We start from the raw sequence: 14,953 nt of genomic DNA, 5'->3' as shown, positions 1-14,953 counted from the left end.
TGGTAAGGGCCAACCTTACGCGACGTTCATTGCGTCCGAAAAAAGTGCGAGAGTTCGGGAAAAAGAATGGCAGACGGAACCCAGCTGAAGATCGCAGACAAGAATAATTTCGCCGAAGAAGACCCGTTCGCGGAACTGACGAGGATCATGGGCTTCGATCCGCGCCAGCCTGTGGTGCGCCAGGATGTTGGCGCGTCCGCTGGTCGCGTCGAGCCGGCGATGGATGACGATTTCGGCATCGATCTGGAAAAGGAACTGCTGGGCGAATTGGCTGGCGACGAACAGGTTGCCGCCTCCGCGCAGCCGGCTTCCTATGTCCAGGCCGAACCGGTTCATCAGCCGGAGTTTGAGGTCGATGCCTCGTTCGACGATGCCTTTGCCGCATCGTTCGAGCAGGGGCTTTCGCTCGAAAACGAACTGATCCCGGCAGCGTCCCATGCCTATGCCGAGCCTGTTGCCTACGCGCAGCCCAACGATCACGCCCACGTGACGGTCGATGCGCCTGCCTACGCGCAGACCCATCAGCCGGATTTCGAGGTCGGCGCCTCCTTCGACGACGCCGTCGCAGCGAGCTTCGAGCAGGGCATGTCGCTGGAAAACGAGCTGGTTGCCGAGATGCCGGCCTATGCCGCTGCTCCGCGGATGGCGTTCGAGCCTGAAGCCGATTTTGGTTCGGTGGAGCGCTACGCTACCGATGGGGACCATGCCGACGAACCGACCTTCGAAGCCGAAGCGCCATCGGTCGCCGACGAGGACGTCCACTACGCCGCTCCGGTGCGCAGCGAGGCTGAACTCGACGCCGAGTTCGATGCCGCCATGGCCGACGTCGACATGGATTTCGCAGCTTCCGACGAAACCGACATCACGGCCGGTGGCGAGATGACGCTGGGCGGCTATGAGCCTGCCGAAGCCGAATTGGCGTTCTCGCATCATGACCTGTCGGTCGAAGCTGAGGTCGAAGCGCCTGCGGCGGTGTCGCATGACTATGACGAGTTCGAGCGCAGCCTGCAGAGCGCGCTGAGCGACGAAGATCAGGCTGGCGAAGACGTGCAGGCCTTTGAGGTTCCTGTCGCTGCCTTCGAACCTGTGGCTGAGCCGGTTGCTGCGGTGCCGGCCGCTGCCGAAGTCGACAGCCTTGAGGATGAACTGAATGCGCTGCTCGGCACGATGAGCAGCCAGGCCAAGGCTTTGTCGGAACCCGTCGTTGTGCCGTTGCGCCCGGAGCCCGCGGCTGTCGCGTTGGAACCCGTTCACTCGCTGTGGGCGGCCGAGCAGCCGGTCGACGATGCGCAGGAAACTTATGTCGAAGAGACCGCTGCCTATGAGCCCGAGACCTACGAGTCCCAGGTTCATGAGGTCGAGGACTATGCCGACGAGCTGGCGCCGGTCGAGGCTGGTGCAAGCCCTTATGCCGAGCCGACCTACGACCACCAGGCCGACGACGATGTGAGCTTCGACGACGACGCGTTCGACATGGCGCTTGAGCGCAGCGCCGAAGTTGCGGCACCGGCTGCGGCAACGGCAGCAGCAGCCATACAGCCTGCCGCCGAGCGTCCGCTTGCAGCGTCGCGCTATGAGCAGGCCCGGAGCTGGGGCCTTGGCACCCCGGTCGCGCCGCGTGCCGCACCGGTGGTCACTGCCGCGCCTGTCGCGGCTGCCGCCTCGAGCTACGCGCCCGCTCCATCCTATGAGCCAGAGCTGTCCTACGCGCCCGAGCCGACCTACGAGCCTGCTGCGTCCTACATTGCAGAGCCGGAGTATTCGGCCGATCCAGCCTATGCGCAGCACGAGCCCGAGCCCTTTGCGGACGAGGCCGACAACGCGGCGGACATGCACGACGATCTCGAAGCCGAACTGTTCGCAGCCGTTTCGTCGTTCGACGACGCGCCTGAGATCGAAACGGTCGACGTGCCTGAGAAGGCTGTCGCCCTGGCCGACGATCTGGATATCCCGGAACTGGCCTTCGAAGACGATACGCCGCCCGCGCAGGCGTTCGATGATCTCGACGGCGAATTCTCGAACCTGATGAACGAGATGAATGCCGGCGACAGCAAGCAGCCTGCGTCGAGCTACGCTTCGAACCCATATGCTGCGGGCTTCGATCGCAAGGAACTGCGCGAGGGCGATGCCCCAGCACAGCGGATCGAATTCCCGGCAGCAGCCGCCGCAGCAGTGACGGCCGGGGCTGGTGCGATGTATGCCGGCCGCCAGTCGGCTGCGCAGGGGGGCGATGATCGTCTTTCCGGCTTTGATCTCGGCATGACCGCGCATCCGGCCGGCAGGCACGCCCAGGATGCGGCTGACGATTTCGCCTACGATCCCGAATTCGACGAAGCCATGGCCTCTTCCGGCCTGGCTGGTTCGCCTGCGCGTCCGGCGCGTCGCGGCATGACCATCGCTGCGGTTGTCGCCGCGGTGGCTGTTGTCGGCGGCATAGGGGCGTGGGCGCTGTCGTTTGGCGGCTCCGACAACGCTGGCCCGCCGGTTCTGGTCAAGGCCGACGACAGCCCGATCAAGGTTCGCCCGGAAAACCCCGGCGGCATCACCGTTCCCAACCAGGACAGCAAGGTCTACGACCGTGTTGCCGGTGGCGGCAACGGCGCTCCTGCCCAGGAGAAGCTTGTCACCAACGTTGAAGAGCCGATCGACGTCGCCGCCAAGGAAGCCGAGGCGCTCGCCAACGACAGCCTGCCCGTCGATGCGGAAGACACAGCGGACGGTATGGCGCCGAAGTCGGAAGAACGCGTCGCCCAGGTCGATCAGCCCGACGCCAGCGCCGAAACGGCTGCCGTCGCGCCGCGCAAGGTGCGCACGATGGTTGTCCGTCCCGACGGCACGCTGGTGCCGCGCGAAGAGCCGGCGCCCGCGGCGGTAGCCGCTGCCGAGCCGACCGACCCGGCGCCGCAGCGCGTCGCTGAGCCGGCATCCGAGGCGACCGGCACTGTCCCGGCCAAGCCCGCCTTGGCGCCCGTCGCCGAGGCCAAGCCGGCAGCGAACCAGTCGGCAAGCACGCCGGCCAGCGCCCCGATCGCGCCGCAGCGTCCGTCCGAGCAGCCGGTAAACGTCGTCGGCGAGGTCAAGCCTGACCAGGTCGTGGCGGTTGCCCCGGCTGCCCCGACCGCTGCCGCATCCGGTGCCTGGGCGATGCAGATCGCCTCGCAGCCGAGCGAAGCAGCCGCCAAGTCTACCTATGACGATCTGCGCCGCCGCTACGGCAGCGTCCTCAATGGCCGCGAAGTCAGCATCGTCAAGGCCGAGATCGCCGGCAAGGGCACGTTCTGGCGCGTTCGCGTCCCGGCTGGCACCCGCAACGATGCGGTCAGCCTGTGCGAAAGCTACAAGGCCGCAGGCGGCAACTGCTTCGTGTCGAAGTAAGTTCCCGGCAAAAAAGATCGAGGACGGCGCGGCTTGGCTGCGCCGTTTTCGTTTCTGGCCCGGTTTCGCAAGCCACGGCCGATTCTATCCCTTTGAAAAAGGCGCTAAGCTCCCGTCATGACCGAATCAAAGTCCATCATCCTTGGCTGCGCTGGCCTGTCGCTCACCCCCGAAGAAGTGGCCTTCTATCGCCGTGAGCGGCCATGGGGCTTCATTCTCTTCGCCCGCAACGTCAAGGAGCCGGAGCAGATCCGCGATCTGGTCGCCTCCATGCGCGACAGCGTCGGCCGGCCCGAAGCGCCTGTGTTCATCGACCAGGAAGGCGGAAGGGTTCAGCGCCTGCGTCCGCCGCTGGCGCCGAACTACCCTGCCGGCGGCGCGCTCGGCGCGCTCTATCGCAGCGACCGCGAAGCCGGACTGCGCGCCACATGGCTGCATGCCAGTCTGCATGCCTTCGATCTGGCGCGTTATGGCATTACCGCCGACTGCCTGCCCGTTCTCGACGTGCCGGTGGAAGGGGCGAGCGAGGTGATCGGCGCACGCGCCTATGGCCAGGACCCAACAACTGTTGCAGCGCTCGGGCGCGCGGCCGCCGAAGGTCTTTTGTCGGGTGGCATCCTGCCCGTCATGAAACACATTCCCGGCCATGGCCGCGCCTTCGCCGACACGCATTTCGAGTTGCCGACGGTCGATACGCCGCTCGATGAATTGCGCGCGCACGATTTCGCGCCGTTCAAGTCGCTCAACCATCTGCCGATCGCCATGACCGCGCATGTCATCTTCAGCGCCGTAGATCCGCACAACCCTGCAACCACCTCGCGCAAGGTGGTAGAGGAGATCGTGCGCGGCGAGATCGGCTTTGACGGGCTTCTGGTCAGCGACGACACTTCGATGAAGGCGCTTTCTGGGGATTTCCCGTCAAAATCGGCGGCAATCCTTGCGGCGGGGGTCGATCTTGTCCTTCACTGCAATGGCGTGATGGAGGAGATGGAGGGCATCGCCTCGCGGGCCACCGCGCTGACCGGCAAGCCACTTGAACGCGCCGAAAAGGCGCTGGCCGCGGTGAAGGCGGGCGATGGTCACGACGAAGTGTCGCTGCGGGCGGAATTCGGACAATTTTTCGAGGCAGTTGCTTAGCCTCTCAACGAGAAGGCACCATTTTGGCGGACGCATTGGAAAGCAAGGCTGCTAAGCCCGCACCGATGGACCGCCTGTGGGCGGAGAACGTCGAGGATCGAACCACCGACGATCCGTCGCTGGTCGTCGACGTCGCCGGCTTCGAAGGCCCGCTTGATCTGTTGCTGCACCTCGCGCGCAGCCAGAGGGTGGACCTCTCGCGCATTTCCATCCTCGCATTGGTCGAGCAATATCTCGCGTTTGTATCGCAAGCCAGGGCGCTGCGGCTCGAACTGGCCGCCGACTACCTGGTCATGGCGGCATGGCTCGCCTTCCTCAAGTCGAAGCTGCTGATTCCCAAGATGCCGGGCGATGAAGGCGAAAGCGGCGAGGAACTGGCAGCGGTCCTGCAATTCCGCCTCAAGCGGCTCGAAGCGATGCGCGATGCGGCAGCCCGTCTCGTCAACCGCAATCGGCTCGGGCGCGACGTGTTCCAGCGTGGCGCGCCGGAAATGGTCATCATCGACAAGCGCAACGAGTATTCCGCGTCGCTCTACGACCTTTTGAGCGCCTATGCCGGACAGCGCCAGCGCCAGGCCATCACCAACGTCCAGATCGCCAAGCGCGGCGTGTGGTCGCTCAAGCAGGCGCGCGACATCCTCATGCGCATGGTTGGCGAGCTGAAGGACTGGGCCGCGCTCGACCATTTCCTGATCCGCTACATGACCGGACCGGAGGAGCGCCGGACGGCGATCGCCAGTTCCTTTGCCGCCAGCCTCGAAATGGTCCGCGACGGCAGCGTCGAAATCCGCCAGCACGAAGCGTTTGCGCCGATATACCTGCGCGAGCGCCAGCCTGCCGGTGTGCAGACCGAAGGTGCTTCATGAACGAAGGATCAAACGTGGTCCCGTTTTCGCTCGAAGGCGATGACGGCGAGACCGTCAACCAGAATCCTGCCGCCCGGCTCCATCTGGCCGAAGCCGTGCGGATGGCCGAGGCGATCGTCTTCGCCAGCGCGAGCCCCGTCAGCGAGCGGCAACTGACCGCGCGGCTGCCCGAAGGCGTCGATGTGCGCGAAGCGATGGTCGAGCTGCAGCGCATCTACGAACGTCGCGGGGTCAATCTCGTCAGGATTGCCGATGCCTGGGCGTTCCGCACCGCCGGCGACCTGGCGTTCCTGATGAGCCGCGACACGGTGCAGCAGAAGAAGCTGTCGCGCGCCGCCCTCGAGGTGCTGTCGGTGATCGCCTACCATCAGCCGGTGACCCGCGCCGAGATAGAGGACATCAGGGGCGTCGAGACTTCCAAGGGTACGCTCGATACGCTGATGGAAACCGAATGGGTGCGCATGCGCGGACGGCGCAAGACCCCCGGCCGTCCGGTAACCTATGGCACGACCGAGGGCTTCCTCGACCATTTCGGCCTGGAGGAAATCCGCGACCTGCCGGGTATCGAAGAGCTGAAGGGGGCAGGGCTGTTGTCCACCCGCATGCCGCCCGGGTTCTCGGTGCCGCTACCGCCATCCGATACGGATGTGCTTACCGAGGACGAAGATCCGTTGACGGACATCGATCTCGAAGAGCTTGGCCTGTTGACACCCCGCGTCACAGATGATTGACCCGCGCCGGTGTGGAACCGGCCCCCGGAGGTCCATCCTGTGACGACCAATCAAGCCCAGACGGCATCCCGCGTGACGGCGGGGGTTACTTTTGCCGCGCGCCTGGCGTTCGAGAACATTCGCCATTCCTTCGCCAACGGCGCCGAAACGCTGCGTGACGTCAGCCTTGCGGCCGAGCCGGGCGAGGTGCTGTGCCTGCTCGGGCCATCGGGCTCGGGCAAGACCACGCTGCTCAGGATCGCGGCGGGCATCGAGGCGCAGAACTCCGGCAGCGTGCGGCTCAATGGCAGGGAAATCGCCGGACCGTCCGTGTTCTTGCCGCCGGAACAGCGCTCGATCGGCTTGGTTTTCCAGGATTTCGCGTTGTTTCCGCATCTGACCATTCTCGACAATGTTCGCTTCGGCTTGACCGCCTTGTCGCGCGAGGAAAGCCGCAAGGAAGCGCTGATCGCGTTGGCCCGCGTCGGACTCGAGCACTACGCCGACAACTACCCGCATGCCCTGTCTGGCGGCGAGCAGCAGCGCGTTGCGCTGGCGCGGGCGCTCGCTCCGCGCCCGGCGGTCCTGCTCATGGACGAGCCGTTTTCCGGCCTCGATTCGCGGCTCAAGGACTCGGTCCGGGCCGAAACGTTGGCGATCCTGCGCGAAAGCCGCGCTACCGCCATAGTCGTGACCCACGATGCTGAAGAGGCGATGCGCATGGGCGATCGCATCGCATTGCTGAAAGACGGCAGGCTCGTACAGGCAGGCAAGGCCGAAGATCTCTACCTTCGGCCCGAAAATCTCTTCGTTGCCGGCTTCTTTTCAGAGCTGAACGTGTTCTCGGCGAAGGTCGCTGGTGGATACGCCGATACGCCGGTCGGCGAGGTTTCGACCGAAATCGCCAATGGCACCGATGTATCGGTGGCCGTGCGTCTTACCGGCATCGATGTCGACGAAACGGCCGGCGAAACACAGGCGCGCATCGTCTCCCGGCGCTATCTCGGCGTCGTCGAGTTGCTGGAGCTTGCCGTGCCTGGAGCCGAGAAGCCGGTGAGGGCACGCGTACGCTGCGGCGCTTTGTCCGCAAAAGCTCGTGATATATGGCTGTCGCTTCGGAAAGCCGATGTTCTAGTGTTTGAATCCGGAAGCGAAAGAGCCTAGATCAATCGCAGGGTAACAGTTCGAAACAGTTCGAAAGAGAGTTCAATGGGATCCTTTTCTATCTGGCACTGGCTGATCGTGCTGGTCGTCGTGCTGCTGCTGTTTGGCCGCGGCAAGATTCCCGAGCTGATGGGCGACATGGCCAAGGGCATCAAGAGCTTCAAGAAGGGTATGTCGGACGACGAAGCCGATGACTCCAAGACGGTTGAGCACCGCAACGACGAGACCGTGAACTCGACCAAGGAAAAGGCCAGCAAGAGCTGACCGTCATCTCTTGCTAGCCGGATCGCACCGACATGTTTGAAATCGGCTGGACCGAAATGCTGGTGATCGCGGTCGTGATGATCGTGGTCGTCGGCCCCAAGGATTTGCCCAAGATGCTCCGCACCATCGGGCGGATGACGGCGAAAGCGCGTTCGATGGCTGGCGATTTCCAGCGCCAGTTCAACGACGCGCTGAAGGAGGCGGAGCTCGACGACGTCAAGAAGACGGTCGATGATCTGCGCAGCCTGAACCCGGCTCAGCAGATCCGGAAGCAGCTCAACCCGTTCGAGCAGGCGGCAGCCGACGTGCGCGCCGGCTTCGATTCGGCGATGAAGCCGTCGCAGCCCGCGGCATCCGCGGATACTGCGGCAGCCGACGTGCATCCGGCCGAGCCATTGAAGAATGGCGCGACGGCAATGCCCGACCTTGCCGGGCCGCAGGCCATGCCCGAGCCGCCGGTGTTCCCGGCAGGCGAGGTCAGGTCGACGCCCGTGCCCCAGCCTGCTGTGGCCGCTGCCGCCAAGACGGAAGCTTCTGTCAAGCCGAAGGCGCCGGCCAAGCCCAAGCCGGCGGCTGTGGCCAAACCGGCGGCCAAAGCCAAGTCGAGCGCTGCGCCGGCAAAGGCTGCGGCACCCGGGACGGTTGACGCCAAATCAGTGGCCGCCAAGCCCGGCGCGCCCAAGAAGACCGTCGCAAAGACGACGACCAAAGCAGGGAAGTCCTCGTGAGCGGTGAAGACGACGAGATCGAAAAGTCATCGGCCCCGCTGATCGAGCATCTCATCGAGCTGCGCACCAGGCTGATGTGGTCCATCGGTGGCTTTTTTGTCGCCTTCCTGGTCTGCTTCTTCTTTGCCAAGCAGCTGTTCAACCTGCTGGTCATCCCGTTCAAATGGGCGACAAGCTGGGCCGGACTCGACCCGCACAAGGTCGAGCTGATCTACACCGCGCCGCAGGAATTCTTCTTCACCCAGATCAAGCTGGCCATGTTCGGCGGCCTGGTGATCGCATTCCCGCTGATTGCCACGCAGATCTACAAGTTCATCGCACCCGGCCTGTACAAGAACGAGCGCTCTGCCTTCCTGCCGTTCCTGATCGCATCTCCGATCCTGTTTTTGATGGGCGCGGCGCTGGTCTATTTCTTCTTCACGCCGATGGTGATGTGGTTCTTCCTCGCCATGCAGCAGACGGGCGGCGAAAACGAGGTCCAGATTTCGCTGCTGCCCAAGGTGTCGGAGTATCTCAGCCTCATCATGACGCTGATCTTTTCCTTCGGCCTGGTGTTCCAGCTTCCGGTCGTCACCACGCTGATGGCGCGGGTAGGCATGGTCAGCTCGCAGGGGCTCGCCGACAAGCGCAAATGGGCGATCGTCATTGCGTTTGTGGTGGCAGCGGTTCTGACCCCGCCGGACCCGGTCAGCCAGATCGGCCTTGCCCTTCCCACGATCCTTCTTTACGAGATTTCCATCTGGACCGCCCGGATGATCGAGAAGAAGCGCGAGCAGGAGCGCGTGGCGAGCGAGACGCAGAACGCGGGTGACACCCCGGCCGATCAGCAGACGCAAGCAGCACCAGCCCCGCTCGAAGGCACAGGCAGCGGCACCAACGCCGGCTGACAGCTTGATCCGCCGTCGCGGTCGTTTCGACAACCGCCGCGACCGGAAACTTTTTAAATGCTTGATATCAAATGGATTCGCGAGAACCCTGAGGCTCTGATCGAAGCGCTGGTGAAGCGCAATCAGTCGGCGGAGGCTGCTCGGTCGACGGTAGAGGACCTGGTCGCCAAGGACGAGGCGCGCCGTGCCCACGTTTCCCAGCTGCAGGAGGCGCAGGAGCGCCGCAATGCCGCATCCAAGGAAATCGGCAACGCCATGCGCAATGGTGATTCCGCGCTGGCCGAGAAGCTGAAAGCCGAAGTCGCTGAGATCAAGGGTTTCATCCAGAGCGGCGAAGGCCGCGAACGCGAGCTCGACAAGGCGCTTGATGATGCGCTGGCGGTCATCCCCAACGTGCCGCTGGAGGGCGTTCCGCTCGGCAAGGACGAAAACGACAATGTCGAGCTGCGCAAGGTCGGCGCCGTCCAGACACGCCCCAACTGGGTGAAGGAGCATTTCGAGATCGGCGAGGCGCTCGGCCTGATGGATTTCGAGCGCGCCGCAAGGTTGTCCGGCTCGCGCTTCACCGTGCTGAAGGGGCAGCTTGCCCGTCTTGAACGCGCGCTCGGCCAGTTCATGCTCGACCTGCACACGACCGAGCACGGCTACATGGAGGTGCAGCCCCCGCTTCTGGTGCGCGACGAGGTGCTGTTCGGCACCAACCAGCTGCCCAAGTTCGAGGAAGACCTGTTCTTTGTGCCGCATGGTGACAGCCGCCTTGGCCTGATCCCGACCGCCGAGGTGCCGCTGACCAATCTGGTGCGCGAGGAAATCCTTTCCAGCGAGCAGTTGCCACTACGCATGACGGCCCTGACGCCGTGCTTCCGCTCGGAAGCCGGATCGTCGGGCCGCGACACGCGCGGCATGCTGCGCCAGCACCAGTTCTACAAGGTCGAGCTGGTTTCCATCGTCGATCCCGAAAGCGCGCTTGCAGAGCACGACCGCATGACCGAGTGCGCCGAGGAGGTGCTGAAGCGCCTCGGCCTGCCGTTCCGCACCGTCGTGCTGTGCACCGGCGACATGGGCTTCGGCGCGCGCAAGACCCATGACATCGAAGTCTGGCTGCCCGGCCAGAACACCTATCGCGAAATCTCGTCCTGCTCGGTCTGCGGCGATTTCCAGGCGCGCCGCATGGATGCGCGCTACCGGCCCAGGGAAGAGAAGGGCACGCGCTTCGTTCACACATTGAACGGTTCGGGCGTCGCCGTCGGCCGTGCGCTGATCGCCGTGATGGAAAACTACCAGAACGAAGACGGCAGCGTAACGATTCCTGAAGTGCTGCGCCCTTACATGGGTGGCCTGGCCAAGATCGAAATGAACTGACATGCGCATTTTGCTGACCAACGATGACGGCATCCACGCCGAGGGCCTAGCCGTCCTGGAGCGGATCGCCAACCAGCTGTCCGATGATGTCTGGGTGGTGGCGCCCGAGACCGACCAGTCGGGCTACGCGCATTCGCTGTCGATCTCAGAGCCGCTGCGGCTGCGCAAGATCAGCGACAAGCACTACGCGGTGAACGGCACGCCGACCGATTGCGTCATCATGGGCGCGCGCAAGATCCTGCCGGAGCCGCCGGACCTGATCCTGTCTGGCATCAATTCGGGCCTCAACGTCGCCGACGACGTGACCTATTCGGGCACGGTTGCCGGCGCCATGGAAGGCGCGCTGATCGGCATCCGCTCGATCGCGCTGAGCCAGGCCTATGTCTACGAAAACGACGAGCGCATCGTGCCCTATGAAACGGCCGAGGCGCTGGCGCCCGACCTGCTGCGCAAGCTGATCGCCACGGAACTGCCGATCGGCGTGCTGCTCAACGTCAACTTCCCCAACTGCCCGCCACAAGAGGTGACTGGTCCCGTTGTCGCCAGCCAGGGCAAGCTGTCCTACGGCATCTGGGTCGAGGAGCGCCGCGATGGCCGCAGCCTGCCATACTATTGGCTGCGCTTTGGCCGCGAGGAGCCGGACCTCAAGCCGGGCACAGATCTCCACGCCGTGCGCAACAGGCAGATTTCCGTCACGCCGCTGAAGCTCGACATGACGGCCCATGAACTGCGCGATCAATTGGCCAAGGCTATCGCATGAACATGATGTCGGACGACCGTGAAGGCTTCGCTGCCTTTCTCCTTCGCTTGCGTGGGCGCGGCATCGTTCCGAAAAACCTCATCGCAGCCTTCGAGGCGACGCCGCGGCGCGAGTTCATTTCAGGGCAGTTCCATTCGCTGGCCTGGTCCGACCGCATGCTGCCCATCGAGTGCGGTGAGGCCATCGAAGGTGCGGACGTTCAGGCGGCGATCATCGCCGCCCTGAACATCGAACCCGGCAACCGTGTGCTCGAGGTCGGCACCGGCACCGGTTACAGTGCGGCTGTCATGGCGCGGCTTGCCGCGCGCGTCGTTACCGTAGACCGCTTCAAGACTCTCACCGAGCAGGCGCGCCAACGTTTCGAGATGCTCGGCATCTCCAATGCGATGGTGCGTCAGGCCGACGGCTCGAATGGTCTGCCGGGCGAGGGCCCCTTCGACCGCATCGTCGTCTGGGCGGCGTTCGACAGCTATCCGCGCACCTTCGTCGAGCAGCTTTCGAGCGGCGGCACGATGATTGCGCCGATCGGCCCCGAAGAGGGCGAGCAGGTGCTTTGCAAGCTGACCAAGATCGGCAGCCGATTCGAGCGCGAGGACATCGGCGTCGTTCGCCTGCAGCCTCTGGCGCGTAGCGTCGCCGCCATTCTCTGAATTTTCCACGGTCGGAGCGCTGCTTCCGGTGCTGTTTCGCCAGGTCCGGGAGAGAGGCGCGCGTGCCTTTCTCCGTGCGCGAAAATGACGACGATTTATTTGCACCCCTTAACTGACCAGTAACATTAACGCGCTTTAATCATACCCAGTTGGTATCGGGTAAAAGCGCGGGTCAGTGCTATGCGTTTCAGTATTTTGAAGGCTAATGGACGCTCTTTGGCGCGCGGTGGCGCTGTTCTTTTGGTTGCCGGCATGGCGGCCGGATGCAGCTCCAGTGTCTCGCGATTCGGCGGTGGCGGTGTCGACGACATTTTCACCAGCGCGACACCCAATCAGCGCGAGATCATCAATCAGCAGCAGCCTCAGCCTTATCCAGGCACGCAGGCGGCGCCTCTGGCGGCGTCGAGCGCCGGCACGGTGAGCCGCGGCAGCCTTGACCCGGTTTCCTCGCAGCCGCTGCCGGCTCCTGCCGCGCCAGCCCCGGTCTACGCAGCGCAAGCGCCGGCATTGGCTCCGGCCGTCGACCGCAGCGCAACCGTGGCTACAGCCCAGCCGAAGGCAGCACAGGCGCAAGACAATGTGCTGAAGGTGCCCGGCGCCGCCGGCAAGAAGCCCCTGCCGGCCCAGTTGCCCGCGACAGGTGACAAGGTCGCCGTCCTGCCCAGCACGCCGAAGGCGAGGGAGGGTGCCGCGTCGGCACAGCTCGACGCCACCGCTGCCAATGCCAAATCCGCCGGATCGGGTGGAGGCTACAAGGTTGTTGAAGGCGACACGCTCAATCGCATCGCCGGCAAACTGGGGGTCACCACGGCCGCGCTGAAGCAGGCCAACGGTCTGCAGGATGGTCGCATACGAATCGGCCAGACGCTGAAGGTTCCTTCAGCCGGTGCGGCGACCGTCGCCAAGGCAGCGCCAGCGGTCGATCCCGTGACGACCGCCACGCCGGCGCCGGCCAAGCCCGCAGTGGCTGCCGCCAAGCCGGCCGATGCGCCTGCCGTAGCCTCCTACACGCCGCCCAAGAAGGACAATCTTGCGGCACAGGCCGAGGCTTCGACCGAAGCCGCGCCCAATTCGACCGGCATCGACCGCATGCGTTGGCCGGTTCGCGGCCGCGTGGTGTCGACCTACGGCAAGGGTGGCGGCAAGTCCAACGACGGTATCGACATCTCCGTGCCGGAAGGTACGCCGGTCAAGGCCGCTGAAAATGGTGTCGTCATCTATGCCGGCGACGGACTGAAGGAGTTCGGCAACACCGTCCTGGTGCGGCACGAGAATGGCCTTGTGACCGTCTATGGTCACGCCAGCCAGCTCAAGGTCGAGCGTGGCCAGAAGGTCAAACGTGGCGACGAGATTGCGCTTTCGGGCATGAGCGGCACGACCGACGCACCGAAGCTGCATTTCGAGGTCCGCAAGAATTCCTCGCCCGTGGATCCGAGCGGCTACCTCGAATAGCTGCCTTGAACTTAGGCGTCCGGTTGCGAAAATCGTTCCCTTTCGAACCGACGCTCTTGCGGGCTCCCTGACCTCCAATTCGTCCGCCAGCTCCGCCCGTCCCGTAAAGGGGCGGGCGTTTTCGTTTGTGGCGGCGCGTCCTGGCAAGCTCTGGCTAGGCGCCGGTCAGTCCTTGAGCGGCTTGCCGAGGCGTCCGGCGAGGTCCTGGATGAACTGCCAGGCGACGCGACCCGAGCGGCTGCCGCGCGTTGTCGCCCACTCCAGAGCCTCGGCGCGCAGGACCTCAGCGTCGCCGTCGAAGCCGTGATAGCTGGCGTAGCCGCTGACCATCTCCAGATACTCGTCCTGCGAGCACTTGTGGAAGCCGAGCCACAGGCCGAAGCGGTCGGACAGCGACACCTTCTCCTCGACGGCTTCGGATGGGTTGATGGCGGTCGAGCGCTCATTGTCGATCATGTCGCGCGGCAACAGGTGCCTGCGGTTCGACGTCGCATAGAAGATGACATTGCCCGGACGACCTTCGACGCCGCCTTCAAGCGCCGCCTTGAGCGACTTGTAGGAGGTGTCGTCGTGGTCGAACGACAGGTCGTCGCAAAACAGGATGAAACGATAGGGGGCAGCCTTCAGCAGGTTCATCAGCTTGGGCAGGGTGTCGATGTCTTCGCGATGAATTTCGATCAGCTTCAGCGGCGTGACGTACTTGCCGGAGGCGTTGATGGTGGCGTGCGCCGCCTTGACCAGCGACGACTTGCCCATGCCGCGCGCACCCCACAGCAGCACGTTGTTGGCCGGCAGCCCCGCGGCAAATCGCTCGGTGTTGTCGACCAGGATGTCACGGACGCGGTCGACTCCCTTGATGAGCCCTATGTCGACACGGTTGACGCGCTGAATCGGTTCAAGGAAGCCGGGATCGGCCGCCCAGACGAAGCAATCCGCTCCGCCGATATCGGTTTCGGGCACCACGGGCGGGGCGAGGCGGGCAATCGCGGCGATCAGAAGATCGAGCTTTTGGTTCAGCGCTTCGCTGGTTTTGTCCATGTCTGTCCGTCCATTGCTGCATTTCGATGTGCGTAGCCGCTGTAACATGCTCGAATTGCGCGGAAAAGCGCCGCCGCTTGGGCCACGCGGAGTTGCAATGATGGCTTTAGCGACTATATTCCGCGCACCTTTCAGGGGGACCGATGTGCGGTATCCCGATACGTTTTCAGGAGACATTCATGTTCGTGACGCCGGCATACGCACAGGCCACCGGGGCAACGCCAGACGTTCTCGTCAGCATTCTGCCGTTTGTGCTGATCTTCGTGATCATGTATTTTCTTATCATTCGTCCGCAGCGCACCCAGCTCAAGAAGCGTGGCGAGATGCTCTCGGCGATCCGTCGCGGCGACACCGTCGTCACCGGCGGCGGCTTCGTCGGCAAGGTGACCAAGGTCATCGACGACAATGAGCTCGAAGTCGATCTGGGCAATGGCGTCAAGGTGACGGCGCTGCGTGCGACGATTTCCGACGTTCGGGTCAAGGGCGAGCCGATCGCCAACCAGAACGCCAAGAAATAACCGTATCCAAGGCGGAACGCACCGCTTTCACGCCTTAACGGA

At 64.1% G+C, this 14,953-nt stretch carries 14 protein-coding genes; 13 read left to right on the top strand and 1 reads right to left on the bottom strand.

What is annotated here, in order from left to right; all coding sequences use genetic code 11:
* Nucleotides 1–66: 66 nt before the first annotated feature.
* The 12 genes from PCJ21_RS03630 (at nucleotide 67) to PCJ21_RS03575 (ending at nucleotide 13,355) form a co-directional block, all read left to right on the top strand.
* On the top strand, nucleotides 67–3,375 hold the full coding sequence (locus PCJ21_RS03630; protein WP_269930024.1) for an SPOR domain-containing protein: 3,309 nt from the start codon (nucleotides 67–69) through the stop codon (nucleotides 3,373–3,375).
* Nucleotides 3,376–3,492: 117 nt separating this feature from the next.
* On the top strand, nucleotides 3,493–4,512 hold the full coding sequence (nagZ, locus tag PCJ21_RS03625) for a beta-N-acetylhexosaminidase (RefSeq protein WP_269930023.1): 1,020 nt from the start codon (nucleotides 3,493–3,495) through the stop codon (nucleotides 4,510–4,512).
* A gap of 65 nt (nucleotides 4,513–4,577) precedes the next feature.
* Nucleotides 4,578–5,378 carry a segregation and condensation protein A gene (locus PCJ21_RS03620; RefSeq protein WP_269930270.1) on the top strand — a complete coding sequence of 267 codons (801 nt, stop codon included), beginning with the start codon at nucleotides 4,578–4,580 and terminating at the stop codon, nucleotides 5,376–5,378.
* Complete coding sequence (scpB, locus tag PCJ21_RS03615; protein WP_269930022.1) at nucleotides 5,375–6,109, top strand: SMC-Scp complex subunit ScpB; 735 nt, start codon at nucleotides 5,375–5,377, stop codon at nucleotides 6,107–6,109. The genes PCJ21_RS03620 and scpB overlap by 4 nt, the downstream gene beginning before the upstream one ends.
* Before the next feature lie 39 nt (nucleotides 6,110–6,148).
* Nucleotides 6,149–7,252 (top strand): ABC transporter ATP-binding protein, encoded by a 1,104-nt coding sequence (locus PCJ21_RS03610; protein WP_269930021.1) that lies wholly within the window; start codon nucleotides 6,149–6,151, stop codon nucleotides 7,250–7,252.
* Between the two features lie 45 nt (nucleotides 7,253–7,297).
* Nucleotides 7,298–7,516 (top strand): twin-arginine translocase TatA/TatE family subunit, encoded by a 219-nt coding sequence (locus tag PCJ21_RS03605; RefSeq protein WP_115732237.1) that lies wholly within the window; start codon nucleotides 7,298–7,300, stop codon nucleotides 7,514–7,516.
* 32 nt (nucleotides 7,517–7,548) lie between these two features.
* Nucleotides 7,549–8,244, top strand: coding sequence for a Sec-independent protein translocase protein TatB (tatB, locus tag PCJ21_RS03600; protein WP_269930020.1), 696 nt, complete (start codon nucleotides 7,549–7,551; stop codon nucleotides 8,242–8,244).
* On the top strand, nucleotides 8,241–9,131 hold the full coding sequence (gene tatC, locus PCJ21_RS03595; protein WP_269930019.1) for a twin-arginine translocase subunit TatC: 891 nt from the start codon (nucleotides 8,241–8,243) through the stop codon (nucleotides 9,129–9,131). Before tatB ends, tatC begins: the two co-directional genes overlap by 4 nt.
* 57 nt (nucleotides 9,132–9,188) lie before the next feature.
* Nucleotides 9,189–10,493, top strand: coding sequence for a serine--tRNA ligase (serS, locus tag PCJ21_RS03590; protein ID WP_269930018.1), 1,305 nt, complete (start codon nucleotides 9,189–9,191; stop codon nucleotides 10,491–10,493).
* Between the two features lies 1 nt (nucleotide 10,494).
* Nucleotides 10,495–11,253, top strand: a complete 759-nt coding sequence (gene surE, locus PCJ21_RS03585; protein WP_269930017.1) for a 5'/3'-nucleotidase SurE — start codon at nucleotides 10,495–10,497, stop codon at nucleotides 11,251–11,253.
* Complete coding sequence (locus tag PCJ21_RS03580; protein ID WP_269930016.1) at nucleotides 11,250–11,903, top strand: protein-L-isoaspartate(D-aspartate) O-methyltransferase; 654 nt, start codon at nucleotides 11,250–11,252, stop codon at nucleotides 11,901–11,903. Before surE ends, PCJ21_RS03580 begins: the two co-directional genes overlap by 4 nt.
* 252 nt (nucleotides 11,904–12,155) lie before the next feature.
* Nucleotides 12,156–13,355, top strand: a complete 1,200-nt coding sequence (locus PCJ21_RS03575; protein WP_442865951.1) for a peptidoglycan DD-metalloendopeptidase family protein — start codon at nucleotides 12,156–12,158, stop codon at nucleotides 13,353–13,355.
* Nucleotides 13,356–13,520: 165 nt separating this feature from the next.
* Here PCJ21_RS03575 and PCJ21_RS03570 read toward each other — a convergent pair whose 3' ends face one another.
* Nucleotides 13,521–14,393 (bottom strand): ATP-binding protein, encoded by an 873-nt coding sequence (locus PCJ21_RS03570; protein WP_269930014.1) that lies wholly within the window; start codon nucleotides 14,391–14,393, stop codon nucleotides 13,521–13,523.
* 179 nt (nucleotides 14,394–14,572) lie between these two features.
* On the opposite strand from PCJ21_RS03570, the gene yajC reads away from it, so the two are divergent.
* Entirely contained in the window at nucleotides 14,573–14,911 is a 339-nt protein-coding gene (yajC, locus tag PCJ21_RS03565) for a preprotein translocase subunit YajC (RefSeq protein WP_018427683.1), read from the top strand.
* Nucleotides 14,912–14,953: the final 42 nt, after the last annotated feature.

It is taken from the genome of Aminobacter sp. HY435, from assembly GCF_027568395.1.
Lineage (GTDB): Bacteria > Pseudomonadota > Alphaproteobacteria > Rhizobiales > Rhizobiaceae > Aminobacter.
The sequence above is the reverse complement of the archived record's forward strand: the minus strand, read 5'-3'. Positions and strand labels throughout refer to the sequence as shown.